The organism is Synechococcus sp. PCC 7502, assembly GCF_000317085.1.
GTDB lineage: Bacteria > Cyanobacteriota > Cyanobacteriia > Pseudanabaenales > Pseudanabaenaceae > PCC-7502.
Genome location: NC_019702.1, coordinates 2,328,915 through 2,355,778, shown reverse-complemented (window position 1 = coordinate 2,355,778; position 26,864 = coordinate 2,328,915). Strand labels below are relative to the sequence as shown.

The 26,864-nt window shown below is 38.3% G+C and carries 31 protein-coding genes, 1 tRNA gene and 2 pseudogenes; 15 read left to right on the top strand and 19 right to left on the bottom strand.

Going from position 1 to position 26,864, the window contains the following annotated elements; genetic code table 11:
• The first annotated feature begins 7 nt into the window (after positions 1–7).
• Positions 8–898 (top strand): indole-3-glycerol phosphate synthase TrpC, encoded by an 891-nt coding sequence (gene trpC / locus SYN7502_RS11625; protein WP_015169006.1) that lies wholly within the window; start codon positions 8–10, stop codon positions 896–898.
• A 287-nt stretch (positions 899–1,185) separates the two neighbouring features.
• Here the strand turns inward: trpC and SYN7502_RS11620 are convergent, their stop codons facing one another.
• The 3 genes and pseudogenes from SYN7502_RS11620 to SYN7502_RS21415 all read right to left on the bottom strand — a co-directional run.
• On the bottom strand, positions 1,186–1,770 hold the full coding sequence (locus tag SYN7502_RS11620; protein ID WP_371257764.1) for a transposase: 585 nt from the start codon (positions 1,768–1,770) through the stop codon (positions 1,186–1,188).
• Positions 1,724–2,035 (bottom strand): transposase, encoded by a 312-nt coding sequence (locus SYN7502_RS11615; protein WP_015168729.1) that lies wholly within the window; start codon positions 2,033–2,035, stop codon positions 1,724–1,726. Before SYN7502_RS11615 ends, SYN7502_RS11620 begins: the two co-directional genes overlap by 47 nt.
• 142 nt (positions 2,036–2,177) lie before the next feature.
• A pseudogene (locus tag SYN7502_RS21415) lies at positions 2,178–2,318 on the bottom strand (Rpn family recombination-promoting nuclease/putative transposase); the annotation flags it as partial.
• Between the two features lie 96 nt (positions 2,319–2,414).
• Between SYN7502_RS21415 and dnaG the strand changes: the two are divergent.
• Positions 2,415–4,439, top strand: a complete 2,025-nt coding sequence (gene dnaG / locus SYN7502_RS11610; protein WP_015169005.1) for a DNA primase — start codon at positions 2,415–2,417, stop codon at positions 4,437–4,439.
• Positions 4,440–4,605: 166 nt separating this feature from the next.
• Here dnaG and SYN7502_RS21410 read toward each other — a convergent pair whose 3' ends face one another.
• The 4 genes from SYN7502_RS21410 to SYN7502_RS11595 form a co-directional block, all read right to left on the bottom strand.
• Complete coding sequence (locus tag SYN7502_RS21410; protein ID WP_371257832.1) at positions 4,606–4,779, bottom strand: SEC-C metal-binding domain-containing protein; 174 nt, start codon at positions 4,777–4,779, stop codon at positions 4,606–4,608.
• A 337-nt stretch (positions 4,780–5,116) separates the two neighbouring features.
• Positions 5,117–6,784 (bottom strand): nuclease-related domain-containing protein, encoded by a 1,668-nt coding sequence (locus tag SYN7502_RS11605; RefSeq protein ID WP_015169004.1) that lies wholly within the window; start codon positions 6,782–6,784, stop codon positions 5,117–5,119.
• Between the two features lie 196 nt (positions 6,785–6,980).
• Positions 6,981–7,172, bottom strand: a complete 192-nt coding sequence (locus SYN7502_RS11600; protein WP_015169003.1) for a hypothetical protein — start codon at positions 7,170–7,172, stop codon at positions 6,981–6,983.
• On the bottom strand, positions 7,172–7,513 hold the full coding sequence (locus tag SYN7502_RS11595) for a hypothetical protein (RefSeq protein WP_015169002.1): 342 nt from the start codon (positions 7,511–7,513) through the stop codon (positions 7,172–7,174). The genes SYN7502_RS11600 and SYN7502_RS11595 overlap by 1 nt, the downstream gene beginning before the upstream one ends.
• A gap of 118 nt (positions 7,514–7,631) precedes the next feature.
• Here SYN7502_RS11595 and SYN7502_RS11590 point away from each other — a divergent pair, with 118 nt between their 5' ends.
• On the top strand, positions 7,632–7,895 hold the full coding sequence (locus tag SYN7502_RS11590; RefSeq protein WP_041429426.1) for a hypothetical protein: 264 nt from the start codon (positions 7,632–7,634) through the stop codon (positions 7,893–7,895).
• Positions 7,896–8,076: 181 nt separating this feature from the next.
• On the top strand, positions 8,077–9,642 hold the full coding sequence (locus SYN7502_RS11585; protein WP_015169001.1) for a nuclease-related domain-containing protein: 1,566 nt from the start codon (positions 8,077–8,079) through the stop codon (positions 9,640–9,642).
• On the opposite strand, the gene SYN7502_RS11580 is transcribed toward SYN7502_RS11585, so the two are convergent.
• Both SYN7502_RS11580 and SYN7502_RS11575 read right to left on the bottom strand, forming a co-directional pair.
• Positions 9,626–10,210, bottom strand: a complete 585-nt coding sequence (locus SYN7502_RS11580) for a transposase (protein WP_371257757.1) — start codon at positions 10,208–10,210, stop codon at positions 9,626–9,628. The two genes, SYN7502_RS11585 and SYN7502_RS11580, sit on opposite strands and share 17 nt — an antisense overlap.
• Positions 10,164–10,475: a transposase gene (locus SYN7502_RS11575; RefSeq protein ID WP_041429425.1), complete on the bottom strand. Its 312-nt coding sequence runs from the start codon at positions 10,473–10,475 to the stop codon at positions 10,164–10,166. The genes SYN7502_RS11580 and SYN7502_RS11575 overlap by 47 nt, the downstream gene beginning before the upstream one ends.
• Before the next feature lie 107 nt (positions 10,476–10,582).
• On the opposite strand from SYN7502_RS11575, the gene SYN7502_RS11570 reads away from it, so the two are divergent.
• Positions 10,583–11,044, top strand: a complete 462-nt coding sequence (locus SYN7502_RS11570; RefSeq protein WP_041429423.1) for an ATP-binding domain-containing protein — start codon at positions 10,583–10,585, stop codon at positions 11,042–11,044.
• Here SYN7502_RS11570 and SYN7502_RS11565 read toward each other — a convergent pair.
• Together SYN7502_RS11565 and SYN7502_RS11560 are read right to left on the bottom strand one after the other, a co-directional pair.
• Entirely contained in the window at positions 11,015–11,599 is a 585-nt protein-coding gene (locus SYN7502_RS11565) for a transposase (protein WP_371257757.1), read from the bottom strand. The two genes, SYN7502_RS11570 and SYN7502_RS11565, sit on opposite strands and share 30 nt — an antisense overlap.
• Complete coding sequence (locus SYN7502_RS11560; RefSeq protein WP_015168729.1) at positions 11,553–11,864, bottom strand: transposase; 312 nt, start codon at positions 11,862–11,864, stop codon at positions 11,553–11,555. Before SYN7502_RS11560 ends, SYN7502_RS11565 begins: the two co-directional genes overlap by 47 nt.
• 69 nt (positions 11,865–11,933) lie before the next feature.
• Here SYN7502_RS11560 and SYN7502_RS11555 point away from each other — a divergent pair, with 69 nt between their 5' ends.
• The 4 genes from SYN7502_RS11555 to hslO all read left to right on the top strand — a co-directional run bounded on the left by SYN7502_RS11555 (position 11,934) and on the right by hslO (position 16,256).
• Positions 11,934–12,575, top strand: a complete 642-nt coding sequence (locus tag SYN7502_RS11555) for a hypothetical protein (RefSeq protein ID WP_015169000.1) — start codon at positions 11,934–11,936, stop codon at positions 12,573–12,575.
• Complete coding sequence (locus tag SYN7502_RS11550) at positions 12,572–14,002, top strand: DUF7017 domain-containing protein (protein ID WP_015168999.1); 1,431 nt, start codon at positions 12,572–12,574, stop codon at positions 14,000–14,002. The genes SYN7502_RS11555 and SYN7502_RS11550 overlap by 4 nt, the downstream gene beginning before the upstream one ends.
• A gap of 374 nt (positions 14,003–14,376) precedes the next feature.
• Positions 14,377–15,249 carry a vitamin K epoxide reductase family protein gene (locus SYN7502_RS11545; protein WP_015168998.1) on the top strand — a complete coding sequence of 291 codons (873 nt, stop codon included), beginning with the start codon at positions 14,377–14,379 and terminating at the stop codon, positions 15,247–15,249.
• 134 nt (positions 15,250–15,383) lie between these two features.
• Positions 15,384–16,256, top strand: coding sequence for an Hsp33 family molecular chaperone HslO (gene hslO / locus SYN7502_RS11540; RefSeq protein WP_041430135.1), 873 nt, complete (start codon positions 15,384–15,386; stop codon positions 16,254–16,256).
• Here the strand turns inward: hslO and rsmH are convergent.
• The 3 genes from rsmH to dnaK form a co-directional block, all read right to left on the bottom strand.
• Positions 16,244–17,107 carry a 16S rRNA (cytosine(1402)-N(4))-methyltransferase RsmH gene (gene rsmH / locus SYN7502_RS11535; protein ID WP_144050210.1) on the bottom strand — a complete coding sequence of 288 codons (864 nt, stop codon included), beginning with the start codon at positions 17,105–17,107 and terminating at the stop codon, positions 16,244–16,246. The genes hslO and rsmH overlap by 13 nt on opposite strands.
• Before the next feature lie 31 nt (positions 17,108–17,138).
• A tRNA-Lys gene (locus SYN7502_RS11530) sits at positions 17,139–17,210 on the bottom strand.
• Between the two features lie 374 nt (positions 17,211–17,584).
• A complete protein-coding gene (gene dnaK / locus SYN7502_RS11525) occupies positions 17,585–19,612 on the bottom strand; it encodes a molecular chaperone DnaK (protein ID WP_015168995.1) in 2,028 nt (675 codons plus the stop codon).
• Positions 19,613–20,280: 668 nt separating this feature from the next.
• Between dnaK and SYN7502_RS11520 the strand changes: the two genes are divergently transcribed.
• The 5 genes from SYN7502_RS11520 to SYN7502_RS19390 all read left to right on the top strand — a co-directional run bounded on the left by SYN7502_RS11520 (position 20,281) and on the right by SYN7502_RS19390 (position 22,631).
• Positions 20,281–20,478 (top strand): type II toxin-antitoxin system RelE family toxin, encoded by a 198-nt coding sequence (locus tag SYN7502_RS11520; RefSeq protein ID WP_144050209.1) that lies wholly within the window; start codon positions 20,281–20,283, stop codon positions 20,476–20,478.
• Between the two features lie 140 nt (positions 20,479–20,618).
• Positions 20,619–21,086 carry a DUF29 domain-containing protein gene (locus tag SYN7502_RS11515; RefSeq protein WP_015168993.1) on the top strand — a complete coding sequence of 156 codons (468 nt, stop codon included), beginning with the start codon at positions 20,619–20,621 and terminating at the stop codon, positions 21,084–21,086.
• Positions 21,087–21,118: 32 nt separating this feature from the next.
• The gene (locus SYN7502_RS11510) at positions 21,119–21,877 is read left to right on the top strand and encodes a sterol desaturase family protein (protein ID WP_015168992.1); all 759 of its coding nucleotides are present in this window, start codon (positions 21,119–21,121) and stop codon (positions 21,875–21,877) included.
• 163 nt (positions 21,878–22,040) lie between these two features.
• The gene (locus tag SYN7502_RS11505) at positions 22,041–22,223 is read left to right on the top strand and encodes a CsbD family protein (RefSeq protein WP_015168991.1); all 183 of its coding nucleotides are present in this window, start codon (positions 22,041–22,043) and stop codon (positions 22,221–22,223) included.
• Between the two features lie 219 nt (positions 22,224–22,442).
• Positions 22,443–22,631, top strand: coding sequence for a 4a-hydroxytetrahydrobiopterin dehydratase (locus tag SYN7502_RS19390; RefSeq protein WP_246828911.1), 189 nt, complete (start codon positions 22,443–22,445; stop codon positions 22,629–22,631).
• Here SYN7502_RS19390 and SYN7502_RS19385 read toward each other — a convergent pair.
• A pseudogene (locus SYN7502_RS19385) lies at positions 22,601–23,334 on the bottom strand (IS1 family transposase). The gene SYN7502_RS19390 and the pseudogene SYN7502_RS19385 sit on opposite strands and share 31 nt — an antisense overlap.
• A gap of 134 nt (positions 23,335–23,468) precedes the next feature.
• Here SYN7502_RS19385 and SYN7502_RS19775 point away from each other — a divergent pair.
• Positions 23,469–23,621, top strand: coding sequence for a lmo0937 family membrane protein (locus SYN7502_RS19775; protein ID WP_015168990.1), 153 nt, complete (start codon positions 23,469–23,471; stop codon positions 23,619–23,621).
• 284 nt (positions 23,622–23,905) lie between these two features.
• Here SYN7502_RS19775 and SYN7502_RS11485 read toward each other — a convergent pair whose 3' ends face one another.
• From SYN7502_RS11485 to SYN7502_RS11470, 4 genes are all read right to left on the bottom strand, one after another.
• Positions 23,906–24,478 (bottom strand): hypothetical protein, encoded by a 573-nt coding sequence (locus SYN7502_RS11485; protein ID WP_015168989.1) that lies wholly within the window; start codon positions 24,476–24,478, stop codon positions 23,906–23,908.
• Positions 24,479–24,521: 43 nt separating this feature from the next.
• Positions 24,522–26,108 carry a peptide chain release factor 3 gene (gene prfC / locus SYN7502_RS11480; RefSeq protein ID WP_015168988.1) on the bottom strand — a complete coding sequence of 529 codons (1,587 nt, stop codon included), beginning with the start codon at positions 26,106–26,108 and terminating at the stop codon, positions 24,522–24,524.
• Between the two features lie 123 nt (positions 26,109–26,231).
• On the bottom strand, positions 26,232–26,597 hold the full coding sequence (locus SYN7502_RS11475; protein WP_015168987.1) for a DUF5615 family PIN-like protein: 366 nt from the start codon (positions 26,595–26,597) through the stop codon (positions 26,232–26,234).
• Complete coding sequence (locus SYN7502_RS11470; RefSeq protein WP_015168986.1) at positions 26,594–26,836, bottom strand: DUF433 domain-containing protein; 243 nt, start codon at positions 26,834–26,836, stop codon at positions 26,594–26,596. Before SYN7502_RS11470 ends, SYN7502_RS11475 begins: the two co-directional genes overlap by 4 nt.
• Positions 26,837–26,864 lie beyond the last annotated feature (28 nt).

Genomic DNA, 26,864 nt, shown 5'->3' with positions numbered 1-26,864 from the left:
TTCTAAAATGCAAATTCGCCGCTTAAATTTCACTACCTCTGCCGATTATGCGATCGCCCCTTCCAATTCTTCGCCTCAGAACATTCTGGAAAAGATCGTTTGGCATAAAGAGCATGAGGTAATTTTAGCCAAGTCAAGTTTTGCCATAGATGCAGCGATTAGTTATCTCAAGTTTGCCCCACGTATTAGAAACTTCAGAGAGACACTAAAACTTAAGCATCAGAAAAATCAACTTGCTCTCATTGCTGAGGTTAAAAAAGCTTCCCCCAGTAAGGGCATTATAAGAAGTGATTTTGATCCAGTAGCGATCGCCCAAGCATACGAACGAGGAGGAGCCAGTTGTTTATCGGTATTAACGGATCAAGAATTTTTCCAAGGTGGTTTTAATAATTTGCACCTAATTCGCCACTCTGTTGATCTGCCGTTATTGTGTAAAGAATTTATTATCGATCCCTATCAAATTTATATTGCTCGCTTACATGGTGCCGATGCCATTTTATTAATTACAGCAATTTTGAGCGATCAGGATTTAGAAAATTTCAGTGCGATCGCCCAAAATTTGGGAATGTCTGTATTAATAGAGGTACATACTCATTCCGAACTAGAACGAGTGCTTGAACTTCCGAATGTGGATTTAGTCGGCATTAATAATCGTAATTTAGAAACTTTTACCGTAGATATTACTAATACTAAAAACCTGTTGGAAGCGATCGCCATAAAGAAAAAGTCCGATCAAAAATCTAACATTCTATGGGTAAGTGAGTCTGGACTTTATACCAATCAGGATTTGCAATTAGTCAAAGCCTACGGTGCTAATGCAGTTTTAGTAGGAGAATCCTTAGTCAAGCAAGAGGATGTAGAAGCAGCAACAAAATTACTTTTGAAAAACGAATGCTGAAACTTCGGAAAAACAGGTGATCTCAAAGCAAAGAGTAACTGATCACGGTGAGGTATTTACCAATCCTTGCGAGGTGAAGGCGGTGTTGGACTTGGTGAAGCAGGCATTGCACAAATGAAAGATGAATTAATTAAAAGCAGGAAATGATTTGTACTTAAAATAGCGAATTAAATACCGCAGCATCTCTTCCAATTATGAAGGCATTTCTTGATTCACATTTTTTGAACTTGATCTATTTTATACCTTGGATTTGTTTATTCCCGATTAAGTCTAGTATAGAGCCTGTTTCATATCTCATGAGTAGCAATTCTTTTTAGCATCAAACGAATAAAGCAAAGATTGAGTTTAGCTGTAGCATTAACGAGAGTTCTCTCAAAGTTCTTAACTAAGATTTTGCATCTTTCAACCCAAGCATTTGACCTTTCAATTACCCACCTTGTCGGCACAACTACAAACCCAGACAGACCTTTTTCTGCCTTCTGTTGCTTTGATACCTTAGGAGAAATTTCAAACCTAATCTTAGTCATAATCTCAGGATAAACCTTCTGTAAATCAGTCGTCAATTTTTCGATATGATAACCACTATCCAGCAATATCGTAGTTAGCGTAATGTCATCTGGCTTCGATTTGAAGTAATCAATGTTAAACGTTAACATCTCAATCAGTCCTTGGTCATCTGATACATTTGCTCTTGTTAAATACGTGAAAAAAGGAAATCCCAGTATGTCAACGGCTAAATGTTTTTTGATCCCGTTAGTTGCTTTGTAGGAGCAGAAGCCCTTGGATTCTATACTTGCATTACAGGTATTTTTCACTGCTTGTGAGTCAATGATGATTAAAGTTGTCCATTTTGATTTTTTTTGACTGTTCACGGGCTGTTGCATGCAAAGCTTCCATAATCGCAGTAAATGTACCTGTATCTTTCCACTCCTTGTAGTATCGATACACTGTAGAGAATGGTGGTAAGTCTCGGGGCATATCTCGCCAATTACAACCGTTTTTGAGTTGGTAGAGTATGCCGTCTAAAATTTGTCTTTTTGTCCATGTTGGCGGTCTAGTTTGCTTTTTCTTTGGGAGCAATGGTTCTATAATTTCCCATTCTTTATCTGTTAGGCTACTTGAGTATGGATTTAGCATTTTCTAAGTATCATACATCTTGCTCATAATAGATATGAAACAGGCTCTATAAAAGAAATACCTTAATTAAAAGAGGTTTGGGTCATTGCCCTCAAACTCCCGCCTAAAAGTACTTTATAAATTTAAGTGCGTAAGTCCTAAATATAATAGAATCAGCACGAATTGGTTCACTTGAAAGTTGTGAAGGTTCAAGCTTTGTTAACGTGATTGCTTCTCGGAGCAGCCAAGCAGCAAAATCCCTAGGGAAATTTTCAGCTAGAAATTTACAAGTGTTGTCATACATTTCTGGTTTCTATCACCGCAGCAGTTTTTGTAAATCTAACGGTGGTCAGTTAGAGCAGATATATTATAGGTAAGTTTCCAAGTTATCTTGATTTAAATGTCAAACCCCAAACTCCACCAAGAAACTATCGATCAAGTTAGCCAAAGGGTTGACTTGGTAGAAGTGGTGTCTGAGCATGTGGTTTTACGCAAAAGCGGTGCTAACTATCGGGGAGCCTGCCCATTTCATAAGGGTACTAACCAATCTGCCCTAACCGTAACTCCTAGTAAGCAGGTCTACCATTGTTTTTCCTGCGGTGCCAGTGGTAATGTCTTTAAGTTTTTAATGGAAATTGGCGATCGCAGCTTTAATGATGTGGTTATCGATTTAGCTCAGAAATATAGTATTCCTGTCCGCACCTTAGAACCTGCCAAGTCCCAAGAATTACAACAACAACTATCGATTCAAGAGCAGTTATTTGAGGTGGTGGGTTTAGCTGCTAGTTTCTTTCAACACGCCTTATTTTCACCCCAAGGACAAAATGCCCTAGAATATCTGACCCATAAGCGGCAACTCAGTATCGAAACCATCCAAACTTTCCAATTGGGTTATGCGCCTGCGGGTTGGGATACCCTCTATAGCTATTTAGTTAAGCAAAAACGCATACCTGTATCTTTAGTTGAGCAAGCGGGTTTGATTATGCCTCGCAAAACTGGGGATGGTTACTATGATCGATTTCGCGATCGCCTCATGATTCCGATCCATGATACCCGTAGCCGAGCGATCGCCTTTGGGGGTAGATGTTTAGATAACTCGGAACCCAAATACTTAAATTCCCCTGAAACACCTTTATTCAGCAAAAGCTCGATCCTGTTTGCCATGGATAAAGCACGGGATGCTATCAGTAAAAACGATCAAGCAATTGTGGTCGAAGGCTATTTTGATGCGATCGCTTTGCACCAAGCAGGGATTAATCAAGTGGTGGCAAGTATGGGTGTAGCTTTGGGGCAGACTCAAATTCGGCAATTGTTACGTTATACAGATTCTAAAAAGATCATCCTTAATTTTGATGGAGATAAGGCAGGAATTAATGCAGCAGAACGGGCGATCGCCGGTTTTAAAGATTTAGTCTATGGTGGGGCGGTACAACTACGCATTTTAACGATTCCCTCTGGTAAGGATGCCGATGAATTTCTCAAAGACAAGTCACCGCAGGCATATCAAAGACTATTACAAACTATCGATCGCAGCGAAGGCGGATTTTTAAAACTTGAAGATTCGATCTATAGCGATCCAGCAACTGTAAAAGAATTGGTTCATGCTGCTCCTTTATTTTTAGATTGGCAAATTGAGCAAACGTTAATTGGTAAAGACTTAAACCAAGCCGATCAATTTCAAGAATGTACCCAGGCATTTGTCAAAATTCTCAATGAAATTCCCGATGGTTCTCTCCGCACACATTATATTCATGGCTGCGCCCAACGACTGGCACAACATAACTCCTATTTAATTCCTCGCCTCGAACAAGACCTGCGCCGCCAATTACGCCAACAACGGTGGTATAGTCATAAACATCGTGCCAATACCCCAACTTCAACCTTACAAATTGCCGAAACTCAACTTTTACAGATTTACCTGCATTTTCCCCAACACCGTTCCCTAATTACGGAAATGCTAGAGGAAACTGATATTTGTTTTAGCCTTTCCCATCACCGCCAACTATGGCAAATCATTATGGATTATCCATTAAGTCAAACTGCGGAAAACTTAATCACTTACTTGCAAATTGCCTGTGCTGAATTGCCCGAACTATCTAGTCAACTGTCCCATGTGCTCTGGCTGGATCAAAATGCTCAAGTGGCTTTACTGCGTCCAACTGTGGTAATTAAAGCTGCGATCGCCCGCATTCAACTAATTATGACCGAGAAAAAATATCGTTACTGGCGTGATCTTTGGGAAAAAATTGACCTTAAAACTAATCCAGACCTTGGTTACTATTATCAAACCAAAATTCAAGCGGAACAGGCACAAATTCAAACTCTCCAAAAACAAGTAGAAATTACATTTACCGATTTAGCCGAAATTACCGATGATGATCAAGAGCGCAGCTATCAACTGGAAGCGTCGGGATTAGACTTTTAATGGTTTTATTCCCTTTCCACTCTAAAAATAGTGCTGTTAAGTATTTCAATCTGGAATGTGCGATTAGCACTTGGAACACTAACGACAAAACGAAATAGCGAGACATAGCCTCGAATTCAGAACCGATGGCTTTCGTCCGTTCGATGCCGTGACGTGTTATGCAAACTCACATTCTCCACTCTTGTTTCCGACAGCACTTCTTGTATTTCTTGCCGCTCCCACATGGACATTTTTCATTGCGCCCTACTTTCTTTGATTGTCTAGTTGCAGGGGTAAAATTAATCTTATTTTTTCCTTTAATTTTCTGGGGTATGGGCAAATCTTTCACTAATTCATCCATTTCTTTAGACTGAACCCATTCGTATTCTTCATTTACAACAAATCTTAATCTCGGAATCTTTGTCCCAATACAAATTCCAAACCATAAGCTTGCTTTTTGTCTGTACTTTCTTTGTTTACAGTGACTTTCTAAACGAGGAAACGATATGGATTCATGATCATCATTACAATGAATAGTCAAACCTGATCCCGCCTCGCTTATTGCAAGAGTTAGATCATGGCTCTGACCATCCTTTTTGCCTCGCTTATTTAACTCATTGATACCATTATTTATTATCTCAATGGTATCTTCGTTCAGCGAGAGTAAGGTAAATCCAAGATTAATTATTGCAGAGTGTTCAAGCGTATCTATAATCCCTTATTATTTGATCAAATATCGTCCCTTTGTATTTTGTTAAAATTCCCTCTGGAGTATCTGAACCTGGAGCGCCCTCTCGTCTTGTTAGCATAGCAAGATAAAGATCAACGCATATATCATCCTGAAGCATCAGCCATGTATACTCATCATCTACCCACAAACTCTGTTTCAGATGATAAGAAAGAATGGTTAACTCATGAGTAGAGAAAATTTTTTCACCGTAAAATGTTCGCCTATTTACATAACTTAAAAAATACAAGGGTGACTGTAACATTTCCGTCATTACATCAAGCAAAAAAACATCCATTACAAAAGGAGCTTTTATATTTTCAGTTTCCTCGAATTTTAAAAACAGTCTTGCTTGAAATGAGAGAGCTGGGTAATGCTCAGAAATCACACAAAAAGGATAAATTTCCTTATACGCTCGATTAATATTTAGCTCATTTCCACTCTTATCAATAAGCTTATAATTTTTTTCGTTTAATAGCTTGGCACACGAATAAGCTTGATCATAAGCATCCTGAATAGCTTTCTTAAAATCAGACTGTAAGCTGTTATCGTTACCTTTACGTGAAGCAATAGTCAGCTTCTTTGACTTCGCCTGTAGAATTATTGCTCTGTCGGCAAAAACGACCAATACATCAATTTCACCAGCCTTGTCTTTAGAATTGTAGATATCAATATTTGTAAATACGCGATCCTTACCAAATACGAGCTTCAATCTCTCAGCAGAAAAGTTTTCAGTAAATCCACCTCTATGATCCATCGCTATAGAACGATAGGCTGCATCATCGTTAAACCAGAAAAACGGTGTTTCATATAATGCCTGCACCAAACTATAAATTTGAAACAGTAAATATTCACCATCTGGAAGCTGAATAATTGGGTAGGCATTTTGAGGATTAAAGTCATCTAAAGCGTTAAATTCATCCTTGCCAATGGGAGATACAAATGATTCGATGACAAGTTTTACAGTATCAATTTCAATGTTTGAGATTTCACTAACTTCTCTAGCCGTAAACTTATATGCTGGAAAAACAGTCCATTCGCTAGGATCTCTGTCAGAAAGGCTTTTCAAAAAGTCATTAACTTTATCGTTTTGTATCGATTGTATTGATATAACGACATCAATAACTTGCTGAATGGAAAATCTCTTATTTCTCAAAAACCAATCATTATCTTTTTCATATTTTATTTTTGAGAGGTCTCTGTATTGAAAATGATAAGCACTTTCTCCACTGTAAAAAATAGCCTCCCTCAAGACTAAGCCATTTTTTAATGGATTAAAACTTTTATCATTAACTTTACTTGGATCAAATATGCTTTCTTCAGGTGGCATCATAGATTGATGAAGTTCTTTTAGCAAAGAATTCGTCTTGTCAATGTATCTTTGGATTACTTCAGGCGATGGTAAATCTATATTTAGTTGTTTTTTGCAAGCAAGTCCTACGAGAGTTGATATTTCAGTTCTTACCAAAAAATCCCTCGAAATCTGGTGAAGCATTTCCTCTGGAGTTAGTGTATCAGCATATCCAATAGTGTCGTTCTGATAGCAAAGATATGAAATTGCATGAACGTATCCTGGAGAGGTACATATTTCAACTAACTCTGAAAAAATCTCGGATTCTTTTCTAACTGCCTCTCTCACAAATACTTACTCCAATACTAGGATTCTTGAGTATTTAACTATGTATTATCTTGCAGACTACATAATAAACATATATACAAGAAAGACACTACATAAATTGTCAGATAAAGCAACTAATAAGAGTAAAAAAAAATTTTGCAGGGCAATATACGTGAATAGCTTTTTATTTAGCTAAATGCAGCGTTGCAACGTAATGTTATACACTTTGGGTTTCGTGATTCTTTTTAAGGCGATAGATAGTTAAAGGGCTATTTCGTATTTCTTCATCGATTTGTGCGATCAGTTCATCAAGTGTAAAATTCAGTGCATCAAATTGGCGACAAACTTCCTGCAACTTAAGTACAGTCCTTTGGGCTTTTTGAGGATCGGGCTGGACAGGTTTATTCATTAGATGCTCCAATCATTTCTTGCTTCTTTAACAGTTGCTTCTCCAGCGTCAACAGTAGCTTGGGCTTGTTCTATGGCTTGGACTAACATCTTCACCAAGGCAACAGGTGCATAGGGTTGAACTTCAGATACCTTTAACAGGAGAGTAGAAAGTCTTGAGTAAGAGGAAACCCCTCTCTCTTTAGTATTCTGTAACTGCTCTAACACATAGACCATCTCTTGAGTTTCACCATAGGTATTGTATAGAAATAACTCTGAGGATGAAGCTGTATCAATTAAGATCGAAAGCCTACCCATCAGTTCCAAAATTTTTTGAATAGTCTCTTTAGAGATTTCAGCCACTGGATTGTAAATATATTTTAGCTTTACAGACTAGCATTTTGACTGTGTATAACACTACCCATTGCGAATGTAGATAGCTTAACTTTGTTTCGGCTGGGTAGCCTTACTGCGTCCAACTGTGGTAATTAAAGCTGCGATCGCCCGCATTCAACTAATTATGACCGAGAAAAAATATCGTTACTGGCGTGACCTCTGGGAAAAAATTGACCTTAAAACTAATCCTGACCTTGGTTACTATTATCAAACCAAAATTCAAGCGGAACAGGCACAAATTCAAACCCTGCAAAAACAAGTGGAAATTACATTTACCGATCTAGCCGAAATTACCGATGATGATCAAGAGCGCAGTTATCAACTGGAAACATCTGGATTAGACTTTTAATAGCCTTAGTCCCTTTCCACTCTAAAAAAATAGAGAAACATAGTGCTGCTAAATAATTCAATGCTATGTAATACAGATCTAGTTTTTGGGTTGGAGTGTAGCTAGAGGTTTCATTGGTTATTAGTAAGATGCTGAACCCAGTATGTCTATACTGAGATATCGCATCCCGTTACTATAATCAATGACTATCCAAACATATCGAACACAACCTTACACAACAACGCATGAAAATCGTATATTCGATGCGTTATTAGGCAAGCTAGAAGAAGTTTGGGGTAACTCAGAAGATATTGTTCTTCTTCTGGGCAATTTTCATTGTCAAGGCTCTGAGATTGATGCAGCAATTTTGAAGAAAGACAGCATTACTGTTATTGACTTCAAAGACTATGGGGGGATTATTAAATTTTCAGAAAATGGTAAGTGGTTCGCAGATACTGTTGAAATTAGAGGTGGTAGCAAGCCAAATCCATATATTCAAATTAAACACAACAAATTTGCACTACTTGAAAGCTTAGAGAGAATTACTTTCCCTTCTGGTAACCAGCCAAATCTGGGGCATATATCTGGGCTAGTGCTTTTTCACAAATCTATTGCGTTTGAAGATAGCCAACTACCTCCCAACATTGAAAGGTGGTTTCACGTAGTTGATTTTGACCATGTAATAGAGCGGTTATCACAAATTACTAGCCGTGGAATTAGTTTGTCAAATCAAGATTTAGAGTACATTGCAAAGACATTATCTATCCAAGAGTATAAACCAGTAGGATCAAGAGTTAAAGCAGTTAGTAATTCGACAAAAGTAGTTGATACAGATGTAAAAGAATTACCTATCTATTTTCAAGGTGTAATTTCTCAAATTGAAAATTTTCTAGAATCATCAGAACGAATTTTAACCATTTCTGGAATGATTGGAACTGGTTTAGAGAAATTAATTGATGTTATTGCTTCTAAAGCATTAGAAAAAAGTCGAAACTATTCTGTCCTTGCACCTAATCGTCGTCTAGCCACACATTATTTAGTCGAAGCAGACAGTATTTATACTCATATCTATTCGCGAAATCCAAAGCTTGACAACGAAAAATTTATCTATGCACTAACTGATAACAAGGATACTGAAAAGCAGCTTTACATTATTGGTGATGCCCATTTGATTTCAGATTCAAAGTTTGAGACGGATGATTCGCGCTACGGCAGTGGTCAGATCCTGACAGATCTTCTTAGTTTTATCAACCTCAAAGAGTCGGAACGACAAGTTATTTTTCTTGGAGATCCATTTCAAATAACAAGAGGTAAAGCAGATGAGTCAGCCCTATGTAACGAACGACTGCACTCTGTTACTGGTTTTCAAGTAAATGAGGTTATGCTTGATTCTATTTTCCCTGAGAAAGAGAATGATTTGTTTGTTCTTAACTGTTTAAAGTTAGCAAAGCGCATAAATGAAAAGATATTCAATCAAATGGATATTGCTACTGATGGGATAAAACTTATTGAATCTCCATCCAAACAAATCTCTAAGCATCAATTAATCCAAGACTTATTCTTTAAAGATTCAATATCTACAAAGTTTATTGCCTTTTCCAATTCAGAAGTTAATCAGTTCAATAATTGGTTAAGACAAAATATTTTTAAACGTGGCAATAGTATCAGTTCAGGTGATATTGTACATATCCACAACTGTTTTTCTTTAGAAAATAAAGATGATTTTGAACGTCCTATTTATAGAGCCTGTTTCATATCTCATGAGTAGCAATTCTTTTTAGCATCAAACGAATAAAGCAAAGATTGAGTTTAGCTGTAGCATTAACGAGAGTTCTCTCAAAGTTCTTAACTAAGATTTTGCATCTTTCAACCCAAGCATTTGACCTTTCAATTACCCACCTTGTCGGCACAACTACAAACCCAGACAGACCTTTTTCTGCCTTCTGTTGCTTTGATACCTTAGGAGAAATTTCAAACCTAATCTTAGTCATAATCTCAGGATATATCTTCTCTAGTTCTTGGATCAGTTTCTCGATATGATAACCACTATCCAGCAATATCGTAGTTAGCGTAATGTCATCTGGTTTCGATTTGAAGTAATCAATGTTAATCGTTAACATCTCAATCAGTCCTTGGTCATCTGATACATTTGCTCTTGTTAAATAGGTAAAGAAAGGAAATCCCAGAGTGTCAACGGCTAAATGTCTTTTGATCCCGTTAGTTGCTTTGTAGGAGCAGAAGCCCTTGGATTCTATACTTGCATTACAAGTATTTTTCACTGCTTGTGAGTCAATGATGATTAAAGTTGTCCATTTTGATTTTTTTTGACTGTTCACGGGCTGTTGAATGCAAGGTTTCCATAATCGCAGTAAATGTACCTGTATCTTTCCACTCCTTGTAGTATCGATAGACTGTAGAGAATGCTGGTAAGTCTCGGGGCATATCTCGCCAATTACAACCGTTTTTGAGTTGGTAGAGTATGCCGTCTAAAATTTGTCTTTTTGTCCAAGTTGGCGGTCTAGTTTGCTTTTTCTTTGGGAGCAATGGTTCTATAATTTCCCATTCTTTATCTGTTAGGCTACTTGAGTATGGATTTAGCATTTTCTAAGCATCATACATCTTGCTCATAATAGATATGAAACAGGCTCTATATATCAAATGATTCTTTTGCTGAGGTAATAGAAGTCAATGAAAATGTTGAGCCATTAGTGCAACGTCTTAAAGGACGCGAAAATTCTATTACAATTCCTTTTTTGCGACTTAAAGTAAAATTGCTTCAAAGTCCAAAAGAGATTGAGTTTTTCTGCCTCAAGAACTATCTGTATGCTGATAAGCCTGAACTTGATAAGGATACTCTTATAGCACTATTTGTTTCTACAAAAACAAAGTTTGATAGATATCGGAAGAATAATAATTTAGGTAATGTAGATGAATCCAACTATAGTTTTGAATTATCCAATTTTCTGCGTAATGATCCCTATTTTAATGCTGCTAGATTAAGATTTGGATATGCACTAACTTTACATCGCGCTCAAGGACAACAATTCAAAACTGTCTTTGCAAATATGGATATCGAGCAAGGTAAGATAAGTGAGTTTTATTTTCGTTGGGTTTACACTTTACTTTCTATAGAGCCTGTTTCATATCTCATGAGTAGCAATTCTTTTTAGCATCAAACGAATAAAGCAAAGATTGAGTTTAGCTGTAGCATTAACGAGAGTTCTCTCAAAGTTCTTAACTAAGATTTTGCATCTTTCAACCCAAGCATTTGACCTTTCAATTACCCACCTTGTCGGCACAACTACAAACCCAGACAGACCTTTTTCTGCCTTCTGTTGCTTTGATACCTTAGGAGAAATTTCAAACCTAATCTTAGTCATAATCTCAGGATATATCTTCTCTAGTTCTTGGATCAGTTTCTCGATATGATAACCACTATCCAGCAATATCGTAGTTAGCGTAATGTCATCTGGTTTCGATTTGAAGTAATCAATGTTAATCGTTAACATCTCAATCAGTCCTTGGTCATCTGATACATTTGCTCTTGTTAAATAGGTAAAGAAAGGAAATCCCAGAGTGTCAACGGCTAAATGTCTTTTGATCCCGTTAGTTGCTTTGTAGGAGCAGAAGCCCTTGGATTCTATACTTGCATTACAAGTATTTTTCACTGCTTGTGAGTCAATGATGATTAAAGTTGTCCATTTTGATTTTTTTTGACTGTTCACGGGCTGTTGCATGCAAAGCTTCCATAATCGCAGTAAATGTACCTGTATCTTTCCACTCCTTGTAGTATCGATACACTGTAGAGAATGGTGGTAAGTCTCGGGGCATATCTCGCCAATTACAACCGTTTTTGAGTTGGTAGAGTATGCCGTCTAAAATTTGTCTTTTTGTCCATGTTGGCGGTCTAGTTTGCTTTTTCTTTGGGAGCAATGGTTCTATAATTTCCCATTCTTTATCTGTTAGGCTACTTGAGTATGGATTTAGCATTTTCTAAGTATCATACATCTTGCTCATAATAGATATGAAACAGGCTCTATACCTCAAGAACAAATCATCTTGTCAAACATTCCCAAAATTACACCTTTTTATAAGGTCATTTGGGACAGTTCGCAAGGCAAACTTGACTCTGTTCGCCCTAATAATTTGGTAGCCTTTGACCCTAATCGTGAAGTAGGGATTCAAACTAATTTAGAGTTTTCTATTTCTGAGCAACCCCTTAAAAATCTTTATCTGCACATTGTAGAAAATATAAAAGCTGAGGGGATTAAAGTATCTTCATATAAGCACCATAATTACCAAGAGATTTATGGTTTTGAGGATAGAGTAAAGCAGGCTTCTTGTTCTCTTCGGTTGCATTACAATGGTAAATATCAAATTACACGAATTGAACCAATTAGATCAGAACCAGTTGAATTTGCATCTACAGTTCAAGAACTAATTACATCAAGCATTCGCTTAGAGAATGATTTTGAGAAGCAAGTCTACAGTTTGCTCAAGGAAAAGCTCTCTATAAGCGAGATACTGATTCAAAGTATTGAGCATAACAACTTTCATGAGATTTATTATCTGAAGCTAGAAGATGAAAACTTGAAGTTGCGAATCTATTATGATGGAGATGGATTTATTACAAGTATTAACCCTTTAGGATACACAAACATTAAGATTGTTGAAGCAGTTCGTTTAGCATTGGAGTTATGAAAGTGTCCCCAGCGCAGGAAATAACAGCCTTAAGAAAAGAAGGACAATTAGAAGAGGCTTATGCTAAAGGATATGAGCTACTCAAATCAAACCCTGAAGATAAATACCTTGCAAGTGCTATTGGATGGGTACTTTATGAAAAAATTAAAAACTTAGTTACCACGACTAAAAAATCCCAGTCCCCAGATGAGGGATCGTCAAACAATCTCAGGAATATACTTTTAGAATATGTGAAACTTGAGGTTACTCGACCAGATCTTCTTTTTAGCCTTCTATTATCTCAAGTTCTTCAATTTCCAAGTGAGCTTAAATTTCTGCCTAAATTTATGATGTGGGCTGGGGTTAATAGCTTTAGAGCAGAGGACTTTCAGACGCATACTGGTAATGACGGCAAAGTGTTTGAATCATTGGTTGAAAAAGTAGCTAGAACGACTGGTAAGATTTCTCGTGATTTAACCTTGCGAGATTATCCTGATCTTGGAGAAGTGCAAGATTTCGCTATTACATTGATAGATTTTAGTCTTAAAAATGCAAATGTTCAAAAACCAGAATGGCTCCATTATCATAAAGCTTTGCTACTTAATCAATCAGGAAGGTCAGAAGATTCTCAGAAACTCTTGACTTCTTTCGTACAACAAAAAAGAAGTGATTACTGGACTTGGCACGCTCTAGCTAAAGTTGTTGAAATTTCCGACTCTAAACTTGCTCTAGCATTATGTGCAAAAGCTTGTTTAACCTGTAAAGATGAAAACTTTGGAGTTAATGTTTTTGAGGATTTGAGCCGTTTAGCATCGCATCAGAATGAGATACAAATTGCTAAATGGGCTACTAAACAAGCCTTCGATGTTCGTAATAGAAATGGATGGAAAATTCCTCAGGCACTTCGTAATTTGCTAAATAGTCCTTGGTATGCTCATAGTGAGAGTATACCTGATGCAAAAGAGATATTATTTCGTTTATCTGTTGATGCCGAAACAATTATCTGGTCACAATGTCCTAAATATGATGCTAACTATCTTGAAACTTTCACAACCCAAAAAGGAACAAGAATGCTCAAATTTGCTCTAAAGTCTTATGGAGAAGCTAAAGAGATTGTTAGTCCTGAACGAGGTATGGTGAACAATTTAACTCTTACCTTTGGCGATCCTGTGATAGTGACTATTGATGAAAGTGGTGATCGCCCAACGGTTGTTGCTGTTAAAAAACGTGAATCAGGTCAACCTTTTGATATTATGCCTTGCCGATCTGGTCAGTTTAAGCTTAAGCCAGCAGGATTTGGTTTTGTAGATAATGTTTATGTTCCTCATGAACTAGCTAGCCAACTGAAAGATAATCAAATAGTCAATCTTGTTACTGCGAAAAGATTTGATAAAAAGAAAAATAAGTGGAGTTTAAATGCGATCGCTATACTTGATGAATTAGGTTGATACCAAAAGATCAAAACTTTTATTTGTAGGCTGAGTGATGACTATTGCCGAGCCGTATAACAAATCACTGTACCCGACCGTATGGTAAATTTTCATTAGTATCCAAAGTTATTTACGGCGGGTGAGTTCAACCGTTATAGACTTTGGGTTTCGTAACTTTTGTTGACGCGATAAATAGTTAAAGGGCTATTTCGTATCTCTTCATCGACTTGTGTGATCAGTTCATCAAGCGTAAAATTCAGTGCATCAAATTGGCAACAAACTTCTTGGAACTCAAGTACAGTTCTTTGAGCTTTTTGTGGATCGGTCTAAACCTACCGACTTTAACCTCAAAATTCTATACTATGGATAGTTAAACTTACTCGTAAACTACTATGCGGCAATCACGAACTGAACCTTGGATACAGCGATGGGCGGGACTAATTATCCTGATTCTAGCTCTATTTGGGGCATCTCTAACTAGCTATTTGACCGTTACCCATTTCTTTGGTGCTGCTCCTGCACTATGTACTGCCAATGCTGGAGAAGGGTGTGATTTAGTTCTGAATAGTGAATATGCCAAGATTTTTGGTATTCCTTTAACTATTTTTGGTGCCTTAGGCTATTTAACCATAGCAGGGCTTGCCGCCATACCTTTAGTGATTAAACCTGAAAACTTAAAAGAAAAGCAGAAGCTTAAGCAACAGACATCTTTACTACTATTTATAGTCTCTACCGCTACGGTGGTTTTTAGTGGCTATTTAATGTATCTTTTAGCTTTTGAAATCAAGACTGCCTGTATTTACTGTATTACCTCCGCTTTGACGGTAACTTCAATTTGGTTACTTAATTTATTCAGCCGTGAGTGGGAAGATAGCGGGCAGTTGATATTTACGGGTTTAATTGTCGGGGCGATCGTCTTAGTCGGAACCCTAGGAATATATTCTAGTCAAAACAAACAGGCATTTATTCCCCAGACATACGCAGGTAGACTAGCACAACATCTAACCACGGCGGGATCAAAGATGTATGGCGCATTTTGGTGTCCTCATTGTCGAGAACAAAAAGAATTGTTTGGTGAAGCTGTAAAAGCAGTTCCCTATGTGGAATGTGCCACGAATCAAGCCAATCCTAGGGTGCAATCAGCAGAATGCCGCAGTAAGCAAATTGAGAGCTATCCCACTTGGGAAATTGGCGGTAAGTTATATCCGGGGGTGAAACAACTTGATGAGTTAGCAAAATTATCTAACTATCAGTCCGCTAATTAAAACTTACTCCTACCCAAGACGGTGATACCTCAACTTAAATAGTAAAGGTTAATATATAAGAGCTTTGTGATCATATTAATTAGGGCAATCTAGTTTAAGACTTCTGGCAAACATACATGATAGAAAATTTGGGTATTGGCGATCACTTAATCCGTGCAACTGCTGCAAATGGAGGCATCAAAGCTGTAGCAGTTACTACTACGAACTTGACCGCAGAGGCTCGTCGTCGCCATAAAATGTCTAAAATTACAACAAAAGCTCTAGGACAAACCATGACTGCTGCCCTATTACTGGCATCAGGAATGAAGCAACCCCAAGCCCGAGTTAGTATCCGTATAAATAGTGATGGGGATTTAGGTTTAGTGTTCGCTGATGCGGGTTTTGATGGCACTGTGCGTGGATATGTGGATCAGCCTCAACTTGAATCTGCCGTTCTTGGTCAGAATGGCTCCCTCCAGGTGATTAGGGACGTGGGCTATGGCAATCCCTACTCAGGAAATGTGGAAATTGTTTCTAGTGAAGTGAGTGAAAATATTACCTATTACCTAGTTTCCTCAGAGCAAATACCTTCTGCTTTGCTAACTGGGGTATTAACTGATGATCGTGGCGTAGATGTTGCAGGGGGATTACTTTTACAAATTATGCCTCAAGCCCGCAGAGATCATAATCTCCTTGAAGTTTTAGACAGTCGCGTTAGAAGCTTAAGTGAATTTACCTCTCTTTTGAAACAGGGTATGTCCTTGCGCCAAATTCTGGAAGATTTGCTAGGGGATATAGAGTTAAATATTTTACCTGAAGTCCAACCAGTTAAATTCAAGTGTCGCTGCACTTTTGATCGAGTGTTGGGAGCGTTGCGAATGTTTGGTGTGGAAGAGCTTAGGGATATGATTAATGAAGATCATGGGGCTGAGGCAATTTGCCAGTTTTGTTCGGAAGTTTATCGAGCCGATCGCTTTGACTTAGAGAAAATAATTCTCAACCTCCAAGCCTCATCTCAGTCTTCATAACTAGTTTTAGTGGCAATACGGAGTTTGGCAGAGCGAGAACGGGGGTTTGTTAAAGTCTCTGATTCGCTAGCCATTATTGGTTTTTTGGTTTCCACCCTCAGGCGATCGTCTTCCTTGAGTCTATGTTTGACAATTCGATCTTCAAGGCTATGAAAGCTAATTATGCCAATCTTTCCGCCTGCCTCTAACCAATCGGGGGATTTTTCTAATAATGTTTCTAGGGATTTTAGCTCTTGATTAACCGTAATCCTAAGTGCCTGAAATACGCGAGTAGCAGGATGAATTCTGCCGTAGCGGTAATTGCGTGGAACTGCATGAAAAATAACATCGGCAAGTTGAGTTGTGGTGTGCAGGGGGCGGGCATTGGCGATCGCTCTGGCAATGCGGTAGGAATATCGTTCTTCACCCAGTTCAAAAAATATCTTTGCTAGTTCAGTTTCACCAAAATTATTAATAATATCTGCCGCCGTTAAAGATTGGGATTGATCCATCCGCATATCTAGATCACCACAATCTCGAAAGCTAAACCCCCGTTCGGGAATATCTAGTTGGGCTGAGCTTACGCCTAGGTCGGCAATGATCCCATCAAATTTTTGTTCGGGTTGATACTGGCTAAAGTTACCATGCCAAAATTTAATGCGATCGCCAAAGATAGATAGGTTAGCCTGAGCCGCAGCGATCGCCATAGCATCATGATCAATTGCCACTAGCTTAATATCAGCGAACTTTTGCAAAATTAAGGCACTATGCCCACCACCACCAACGGTACAGTCAAGATATATACCCCCACTTTTTATTTGCATTCCTGAAATTAACTGCTCAGGTAAAACGGGAGTATGTTGATATTGCAATTTTTTTAAGAGTTGAAAAACGAAGAAAATATGGGTTACCCGGGATTTGAACCCGGAACAAATCGGTTAAAAGCCGAGTACTCTACCGTTGAGTTAGTAACCCTTTACTGCCTTTGCTAGCATATCACAAGTACATAATATTTCAAAGCAGCAATTCCAAGTTGAGATTATAAGCTAGAAAATAAAGGCAGGTATTTATAGAAGACAGCCCTATGGAAACAATGCCCATAAAAACGGGATAGTGAAATACTTCTGTAGTACGATTTTGACCGTGATAGTTACTCTAGGAAGGACTGAAGTAATCAGAATACAGATGAACAGGATATGTTCTCTCACTCCAAGACCACCAGATAAACGAACGCTTAATTTACAATCATCATATCTTTATATCTTTGCTATTCTCTCAATTAATGCGTAAGTCCTATAATTATCTTTTTCTGATGAATTTGTTTGCTTCATACAACAAAGTAATGATTTTTATACCCATTCATCATCGTCATCATCGTAGTTCACGGCAATGTTAGGACGGCGGCGACTGCGAGATTCCCTTGGTTCTCTGGTTTCACGAGACTCTCTATAATCCCTTGGATCACGATCTCTAGAATCTCGATCATCTGTAACCCGACTTGCAAAACTAGATATACTTTCACGGATGCCACCGAACAGATCATCTTCCTCGTCCTCTAATGCTTTTTGTTCATAGAGTTCACGGGAAAGCTCATAAACAGCTTCTTGTAATTCTGACTGCGCTCGATCTATAGCATAATCATCTTCGGCGGCGATCGCTTTTTGCAAACTCTGAATTAACTTTTCCATTTCTTTACGCCGTTCAAAACTAATTTGATAGGTATAGTTGAGGGCAATATCCTTAAGTTGGCGTTCTGCAGCCGCAACTAGACTATCGGCACGATTTAGCTTTTCAATGCGGTCTTTTTTAGCGCGATCCCGTTCAGCAAATTGTTCAGCATCGGCGATCGCTCTTTCCACTTCACTGGGATCAAGAGTAGATGCACCTTTAATCGTAATGCGGCGTTCTACTCCTGTACGGCGATCGGTAGCGGTAACTGATAAAATTCCATCGGCATTTAAGTCAAACATGACATCAACTTGTGCCATACCCCGTGGTTGAGGAGCCAGTCCACTAAGCTTAAACCGCCCCAAAGATTTATTATTTTCGGCTAATTCTCTTTCCCCTTGGACAATGTGAATTTCCACAGAGGTTTGATTATCTTCGGCTGTGGTAAATAAATCAGCTTTACGGGTGGGAATTGTGGTATTGCGAGGAATCAAGCGATTAACTAAGCCGCCAGAGGTTTCTACCCCGATAGATAAGGGAGTTACATCTAGGAGTAAAATATCTTTAACCTCACCCGATAAAATACCCGCTTGGATTGCTGCACCTACTGCTACAACTTCGTCGGGATTAACACTTTGGTTTGGGGTTTTATTAATTAATCGTTGCACTAATTCTTGAACGGCAGGGATACGGGTACCACCGCCCACTAGGACAACTTCATCGATTTGACGGGGGCTAAGTTTGGCATCTTTAAATACTTTCTCAAGGGGAACATTCAAGCGTTCTAGTAAATCTTGGCTCAGTCTTTCAAATTGCGATCGCTTTAAAGTAGTGTCTAAATGCAATGGTCCATCGGCAGTAGCAGTAATAAAGGGTAAATTAATTTCCGTACTACCCACAGTGGAAAGCTCTATTTTTGCCTTTTCCGCAGCTTCAGTTAATCTTTGTAATGCTTGACGTTCTTTGCGTAAATCTACCCCTTGATCTTCTAAAAACTGATCAGCTAACCAATCAACAATGACCTTATCAAAATCATCACCGCCTAATTGGGTATCACCCGTCGTAGCTTTGACTTCAAACAGTCCATCTCCTACCTCAAGGATTGATACATCAAAGGTGCCACCACCCAAATCAAATACTAAAATTTTTTGGTTATCCTTGCGGTCTAAGCCATACGCCAAAGAAGCTGCCGTGGGCTCATTAATAATGCGCTTAACTTCAATCCCCGCAATTTTGCCTGCATCCTTAGTGGCTTGGCGTTGGGAATCATTAAAATAGGCGGGAACAGTAATTACTGCGCCAGTTACAGGGCAGCCTAAATAACGGGTTGCCTCATCTACAAGTTTGCGGATTACCATTGCCGATAGTTCCTCGGGAGCAAAGTCTTTTTCGAGACGGGGGCATTTAACTTTAATATTGCCAGTTTCATCCCGCCGTACACTGTAAGAAACCCGCTTTGCCTCATTGGTGAGTTCGCTGTGTTTGCGACCAATAAACCGCTTGACTGAGTAAAAAGTATTTTCAGGGTTCATGACTGCTTGTCGTCTTGCCATTTGCCCCACAAGGCGATCGCCATCTTTGCTAAAACTAATAACCGAAGGTGTGGTTCTTCCTCCCTCAGAATTAGCAATTACAACTGGTTTACCTGCTTCAATGACAGCGACAACCGAGTTAGTTGTACCAAGGTCGATGCCTACGATCTTACCCATTGACGAATAATCCCTAATATATACCTATTTTATATCCCTATTATCCTAGCTTCTATATGCCTATTATCCTAGCTTTAGTTCGGGCAAGTCTGGGAAATAGTTAGTGGCAGGCACATAAAGATTAAGGGTCAATAGTTGCTTCGGGGAGATAAAAAGAAGCAAGAATATTGATAATATTATAGTGAAATCTAAAAGCAGCGAACAAGGGGACAATTGGGTACAACTGTTATCAATAAGCTTTTCTTAGAATTTAGACTGCGGAGCTTGAAAGCCTAGCTAAATTTAGAGTTCAAAGAATGGAAAATAGGAGACTCAAACCCCTGACCTCTGCGTTGCAATGGTATCTATCGAAGATGCTAAACGCAATATTAGCTAATAGTCTCACTTAATTTTAATAGTTAGGCGTACCTAAAGCGTAACTTTTACGATTGAGTTCAGGTTAAAAGGTTGATTTTTTGATATGACGAGACTGTAAATTAGGATCGCAGAAGTCGTAAATTTTAACAACTTAAAGCTTTAATTCCATATCGGGCGTTGCAGATATAGGTATGAAATATACAAACCTTAGAAATTAAAGCTTATGCTGGATATTATTCCTAGCCTTTAAACAATATTTGGTTCATACTAAACTCTGCAACGCCGAAATTAGTATACAAATTAAACAAATCTTGCAAGACCTAGCTGAAAAGCCTTACTCATTTGGCAAGAAAAAAGGAAAGCGAAAATCCTGCCGTGCAATTGGGTTTAAAGTTAAAGGAAATGCTTGGCGTTTGGTTTTTAGAATTATTGAAGCAGAAAATCATGTGGAAATTTTATCAATTGCTTTGCATGATGAGGCATATAATTCAGCCCAAAGGAGAATTTAAACAATCGTTTAAGCTTGGCTAAATCAATGTGAGTCTGAATCATCCTGAGTTGAAATTAACCGAAAATACAATAAGACTTAAATAGCAAAACTTGAATTTGTTATAAATTAGGTATCACTAAAATTTTGAGAGTCAGCTATATGACGATAACTCAACCTATTCCCCTAAAAAATACAGAGCTGTATGAGCAGGATTTTCACCAGTGGCTCGAAACCACCCTAGATTTATTGCGATCGCAGAATTTTTCGGAAATTGATTTAGGGCATTTAATTGCAGAAATTGAAAGTATGGGCAGAAGTGAAAAACGGGCTTTAACAAGTAACCTGAGAATTCTGTTAGTGCATTTATTAAAATATAAGTACCAGAGCCAAAAACGTTCTAATAGTTGGCTTTATATAATTCGGGAACATCGAACTCGCTTAACAGATGTTTTTCATGATAGTCCCAGTTTGAAAGGCTATTTTTTAGAAGTGTTTGCTGAATCCTATGAAAATGCTAGGGCTTTAGCTGCGGATGAAACTGGATTAGGAATTTCAGCTTTTCCAGAGTTTTCCCCTTTTTCCCCTGAACAGACTATGGATACAAACTTTCTGCCGACAGATAATTAATCAAAAACAAGGATCAAGAGAGGGAGTCTAAATTGCTAAATCACTCATTTGGATTTTATGGGATCGCCTTATTCGGGATTATCCTTGGCAGATATTTTCTCGTGGCGGGAGGGCTGTATTTATGTTTTTACTCACCATTCCGTCAGGCTTTAAGCGGGGAGAATTCTCCACAGGTTCCATCTTGGGATTCAATTCAAAGAGATATAAGACTTTCAATAACTTCAGCAGCAGTGTTTGCGATCGCTTCGGCATTAATCATCTCAGCTTACAGTCATAATCTTACTTGCATCTATAGCAATCCCCAAGACTATGGACTGTGGTATTTAGGGGTGAGTTATCTCCTAGTGTTAATTCTCCAAGATGCTTATTTTTACTTTACCCACCGTTTATTTCATCATCCGTCCGTTTTTCTGTGGTTACACCAAGGACATCACCGATCTCGCTATCCTACGCCTTGGACTTCCTTTGCCTTTGATCCGTTAGAGGCGATCGTTAGTTCTCTCTTTTTAGTTGTTATTGTCTATATTATTCCACTTCATTTCATAACTTTAATCGCAATTCTAGTTACCATGACAATCTGGGCAGTGTTAAATCATTTGGGACTGGATCGACTTCCCCTTACATTTCCCCACCATTGGTTCGGAAAGTGGTTTATTGGACCCGCCCATCATTCTATTCATCATCTGAAGTACACCTTTCATTACGGACTTTATTTCACATTTTGGGACAAATTATTCCATACTCAAGATGCTAATTATGAAAAGGGATTTGGTGAAAGACTGATGAAATAGTTATTGTATAAGATTACATTTTGTATCTTAATCAATCAATCTCAATCAATTCATTCAAAAACTCAAACGATCGCCTGTCATAGTAATTTTAGAACGGTAGAGTTATTAATTTGACTCTATGGGCAGTTCTCAAAATACATTCAAAATATATAAGGGGTTCATCATGAGTCTAGAAGATAGAGTTAAGGCAACTGCTAAAAATGTTGAAGGCAAAGTGCAAGAGGCAGTGGGTGATTTGACTGGCGATACTAAAGATCAAATAGAAGGTAAGGCAAAACAGGCTGAAGCAAAGGTTCGCCATGCTGCTGAAGACGTGAAAGATGAAGTCAAAAAAGTTATTAACTAAAGATTGATCTCTTTTATTTCTAGCGATTGACTATAGGGGTAATTTATAAATTACCCCTAATTTAATATCATCCTATTATTTTTGCTTCTTATGCCTAAAGCCAGATTAACAGATCAAGAAGTGACCGCAGCGATCCGTCCAATTACCTGATTGGAAACTAGTTAATGGGAAGTTAAATAGAGCTTTCAAGTTTAAGGGCTTTGTGGATGTCTTGCCTTTATGATGAAAGTCGCTTTTGTTGCCGATAAAATGGATCACCATCCCGAATTTTTTAATGCCTATAACCTCGTCACGATTGATCTTGCTACCCACGATGTCAATGGAATTAGCAGTCTAGATATTGAGTTGGCACAAAAAATTAATGATTATGGTAGTGATCAAGAGGGCATGATGCAGAACTTAGAGTGAATTTCAGAATTGTAGTGATGGATAAATATCCAAATAGCACCGATATGATTTTCTAATTTCTTAGAAAAAGAAAGAGTTTTTCTAACAAGGCGAGAAATTCTTTGCCTTAAAGTACAATTGAACCTTTCAATATGATTAGTCTATCCAGACTCTTTGCCCACAGCCTTATGGCGTTTTTTAGGTAAAATACAGCTATAAGCTTGCCAGAAGTCAGTATAACAAACAGCCCATTGTCGATAAACGGTTGGTAAAGATTGCCATAAACCCAAGGCTGCTTCTTGGTCTCGACTACCAACAAACACTCCAACAATTTCTCTAGTATTTCGGTCAATTGCTAACCAAATCCATACCTTACATTTTTTATCCCCTACAAATGACCATAGTTCATCGCACTCAATGGTCAGGCGTGCTTTTTTTTAGGGATTACCTTAACTTGCGGCTCTACACTGACAGACTTACCATTTACATAACTCTGTAACCACTGTAATGACACCTTGGCAACACGCTTAATCCCTCGCATGGATATACGTTCTAGCAGCAGATTATCGACTAATTTAATTGTGGATTCAGCTATTGGCTGGTTTTTGGGATTAATCACAAATTGACGATTACACTTTTTACATTTGTAGTTTTGTTTTTTGTGACGGGTTATGCCATTCTTAACTATCTGGTCACTTTCACAGTAAGGACATTTTACTTCCATAGTTACTTCTATTTTGTTTTACCCCTTTTTTTATCTATCATGCCCTCTTGATCACTACCATGATTTGTAGATAGCGAAACTGCCATCACTGTGGTTCTTTGGAATTCTTTGTAACTCTAAATAGAGGAAAAAATATGTTAAATCTGATCTGGACTGGTGTTGGCGTACTATTAATCCTCTGGATTTTGAGATTTTCAATTCATCTTGGTGGGGGCTTAATCCATCTATTGTTGGTTTTGGCAGTAGTTGGCATTGCATACAATCTTTTAATAGGGCGACAGGTCTAAGAACCCATTTAATAAAGCATTTATACTTAGTAAAGAAAAAATATTATTAGCTGATGTTACGCAGAAGGAAGAGAGAATTTTTGAAGTTGAGAGAAACTAGCTCTAATCGCATTAAAGTAAAGTTTAGCCTTAAGTGCAAAATGATTAAGTTAGGACTTAGGCAAGATTCATAGGAATAGAAGGATTTATGAGTTGAGATTTTAAGTAATCCGGCGTTGCAGAGTTTAGTATGAACCAAATATTTTTTAAAGGCTAGGAATAATATCCAGCATAAGCTTTAATTTCTAAGGTTTGTATATTTCATACCTATATCTGCAACGCCGTCTTTGATCTGGAAATAAAGTTATCCCTAAAATAGAAATATTAGGAATACTACTAACCACACTATCAAACATTGTGATCAAACCTTCTAAAGCTTGAGCAACTGAATTTAGTAGTTCATTTGGCGCTTGAACATCAAGACTACTTACTAAATGGTTAGCAAGATTAGCGATAGTTCCACCCCAAGATAGAATTGCCATTACTTTAGATTTGATTATGATTAATGCTTCGATATATTCAACAATTTGATGTGAACTAGATGTAGTATGATTCTTTTCTGAAATTTTAATTGCCAGTTCCTGAAGCTCTAGGGTGTACTTGACAAATTTTTCCGTAGATTCATTGATGAGTTCATTAGCAATAGACATCTGAATGCCCTGCATGGCATGACCAAAAGTAATATCTTGGGGTAATTTAATCTCTTGCTTAACAATTTTCGGCTCGGTTGTATCTGCCTTAATAATTGCAGTGGATTTTAACGCACCAAACCCAGATGGTTTAGATAATGTTGTAGAGTTTCTTTTTGGCTTACTCATTTTTAGGGACTTGATCACTAGGTAGGTATTAATGGATATTGACTTAAATTGGAGCGATCGCCTTTAATTTCAATTCAGGATGGTCGGATTCCACTTGATTCAGATTCCAAATATTCTTAAATAATAAAACTGGACGATCCAAGCTATCTTTAACTACTAAAGTATTAAATAATCTGCCCGTTTCTTCTAATGCCTCCCAACCATCTTCGACCCAACGCGCCACAGAATAAGGTAGGGGATCAAGCAGTGTTTCTACTCCATACTCACTTTGTAAACGGAACTGCACCACCTCAAACTGCAATTGTCCAACGGCACCCAGAATTGGATCACGCTTAGCATCATCGACGGAATACATAATCTGAATCGCACCTTCTTCTTTTAATTCCGAAACTCCCTTACGAAATTGCTTAAACTTTGATGGTTCAGGCGATCGCAAATAGGCAAATAGTTCAGGGGAGAAACTAGGAATCCCTGCAAATTTGAATTTTTTGGTACCACAAATCGTATCGCCGATCGCAAAAGTCCCCGGATTATTTAAACCAATTACATCGCCAGCATACGCCTCGGCAATAATTTCTCGATCCTGTCCAAACAGCTTTTGAGCATGGGATAGACGGATAGTTTTACCACTGCGCACATGGTTAACGGTCATATCTTTTTCAAACTTACCTGAACATACCCGCACAAAGGCAATGCGATCGCGATGTTTCGGATCCATATTCGCTTGGAGCTTAAAGACAAATGCGGAGAATTCTTCATCTGTTGGCGCAATTTCACCCACAGTACTATCGTGGGGCGTAGGTTTCAGAGCGTGCTGTAAAAATGCCTTAAGAAATAGCTCCACGCCAAAATTAGTCATGGCACTCCCAAAAAAGATCGGAGTCATACTACCGCCGTGCATTGCCGCTTCATTCCACTCTGCACCCATAGTCTCTAGGACTTCTAAATCCTCTAAAAACTGAGCATATAGATCGGGATCGATAATTTGAGGTAGGCGGGGATCGTCAAGCAACATAATTTCCACATCCGCTTCCCGTTGTCCATGCCCACTGCGTTTAAATAAATGCACCGTCCGACTAGACCGATCAAACACACCCCGAAAGCGATCGCCAGTACCAATGGGCCAGTTCATCGCATAGGGAATTAAGCCTAATTCTTTCTCAATCTCGTCTAGCAGTTCTAATGGCTCACGGGTAGGTCGATCCAGCTTATTAATAAACGTAAAAATGGGGAGCGATCGCAATTTGCAAACTTCAAATAATTTCCGAGTCTGAGTTTCTAAGCCCTTCGCTGCATCCACCAACATCACGGCATTATCCGCCGCCGCCAAGGTTCTATAGGTATCCTCACTAAAGTCCTTGTGTCCGGGGGTATCTAATAAATTGACACAACAATCCATATAGGAAAATTGCAGTACCGTAGATGTGATCGAAATTCCCCGTTGTTGCTCTAATTCCATCCAGTCAGAGGTTACGTGACGTTGGGAAGCACGGGCTTTAACCGCCCCAGCAAGGTGAATGGCTCCCCCGTACAGTAATAACTTTTCTGTTAAAGTAGTTTTCCCAGCATCAGGGTGAGAAATAATGGCAAAGGTGCGACGGCGATCGACTTCTTGGGCTAATTCTGACATTTATTTTATTTGTATTCTGCTTTTGATTATAGGTGATGGGGTGAATGGCTATTTGTTGTTTCCCTCTCAATTAGATAGCGATCGCCTTTTCTAATTAGCTTATATCAGCATTAGGATTAATGTTTACCTTTTTCTAATTCTGAATTTATTTTGATCGACAATTACAGTTGCGCCAATTATTTCGGACAAATTAACTTGATCAATAAATCGTTCTAATGCTTGTCGAATTTCTATGGAGATCGCTTCAAAGGGAAATCTTAAAATAATTAAGCCACAATGAGTATTTGGTGGATAGTTTTTGATATTTGACCATCCTAGATCTCGGCTGATGATTATTCTTTGTTCTTTTTGGGCAAATATAAATATCTCAGGATCTTTTGTGCCACTATGTCCAGATGTTTTGACGTGAATGACATCATGTCCTTTGTCTTTGAGCAAAGTTTCTAAACTTAATGGGCAGTCTTCGTCAATTAGAAAGCGTAATTTCAACCTACTTTCTCCATTGAATAGACTGTCTCATAGTTTAGAAGCTCGGAGAAGTAAGCAAGTGATGCAAGAATCTGTTCACGGGTAACTGCGTATTCTTGGATGACTTCTTCATAGGTCATGCCACCAGCAAGGGAGCCGATAATCACGGAGATCGGAAGGCGAGTTCCTTTTAATACGGGTTTACCATGTTGGATTTCGTTGTCGATGGTAATTACATCATTTAGAATACTTTTTTTCATAATCTATTTCCTTATACAAGCTAAACAT

Coding starts and splice junctions, on each gene's coding strand:
- SYN7502_RS21410 (WP_371257832.1), bottom strand. CDS start 4,779: ATGGATGAATTAGTGAAAGATTTGCCCATACCCCAGAAAATTAAAGGA.
- prfC (WP_015168988.1), bottom strand. CDS start 26,108: ATGTCAGAATTAGCCCAAGAAGTCGATCGCCGTCGCACCTTTGCCATT.
- SYN7502_RS11470 (WP_015168986.1), bottom strand. CDS start 26,836: ATGAAAAAAAGTATTCTAAATGATGTAATTACCATCGACAACGAAATC.
- SYN7502_RS11545 (WP_015168998.1), top strand. CDS start 14,377: ATGCGGCAATCACGAACTGAACCTTGGATACAGCGATGGGCGGGACTA.
- dnaG (WP_015169005.1), top strand. CDS start 2,415: ATGTCAAACCCCAAACTCCACCAAGAAACTATCGATCAAGTTAGCCAA.
- SYN7502_RS11615 (WP_015168729.1), bottom strand. CDS start 2,035: ATGCTAAATCCATACTCAAGTAGCCTAACAGATAAAGAATGGGAAATT.
- SYN7502_RS11550 (WP_015168999.1), top strand. CDS start 12,572: ATGAAAGTGTCCCCAGCGCAGGAAATAACAGCCTTAAGAAAAGAAGGA.
- SYN7502_RS11505 (WP_015168991.1), top strand. CDS start 22,041: ATGAGTCTAGAAGATAGAGTTAAGGCAACTGCTAAAAATGTTGAAGGC.
- dnaK (WP_015168995.1), bottom strand. CDS start 19,612: ATGGGTAAGATCGTAGGCATCGACCTTGGTACAACTAACTCGGTTGTC.
- trpC (WP_015169006.1), top strand. CDS start 8: ATGCAAATTCGCCGCTTAAATTTCACTACCTCTGCCGATTATGCGATC.
- SYN7502_RS11515 (WP_015168993.1), top strand. CDS start 20,619: ATGACGATAACTCAACCTATTCCCCTAAAAAATACAGAGCTGTATGAG.
- SYN7502_RS19390 (WP_246828911.1), top strand. CDS start 22,443: ATGATGAAAGTCGCTTTTGTTGCCGATAAAATGGATCACCATCCCGAA.
- SYN7502_RS19775 (WP_015168990.1), top strand. CDS start 23,469: ATGTTAAATCTGATCTGGACTGGTGTTGGCGTACTATTAATCCTCTGG.
- SYN7502_RS11560 (WP_015168729.1), bottom strand. CDS start 11,864: ATGCTAAATCCATACTCAAGTAGCCTAACAGATAAAGAATGGGAAATT.
- SYN7502_RS11575 (WP_041429425.1), bottom strand. CDS start 10,475: ATGCTAAATCCATACTCAAGTAGCCTAACAGATAAAGAATGGGAAATT.
- SYN7502_RS11600 (WP_015169003.1), bottom strand. CDS start 7,172: ATGAATAAACCTGTCCAGCCCGATCCTCAAAAAGCCCAAAGGACTGTA.
- SYN7502_RS11585 (WP_015169001.1), top strand. CDS start 8,077: ATGACTATCCAAACATATCGAACACAACCTTACACAACAACGCATGAA.
- SYN7502_RS11485 (WP_015168989.1), bottom strand. CDS start 24,478: ATGAGTAAGCCAAAAAGAAACTCTACAACATTATCTAAACCATCTGGG.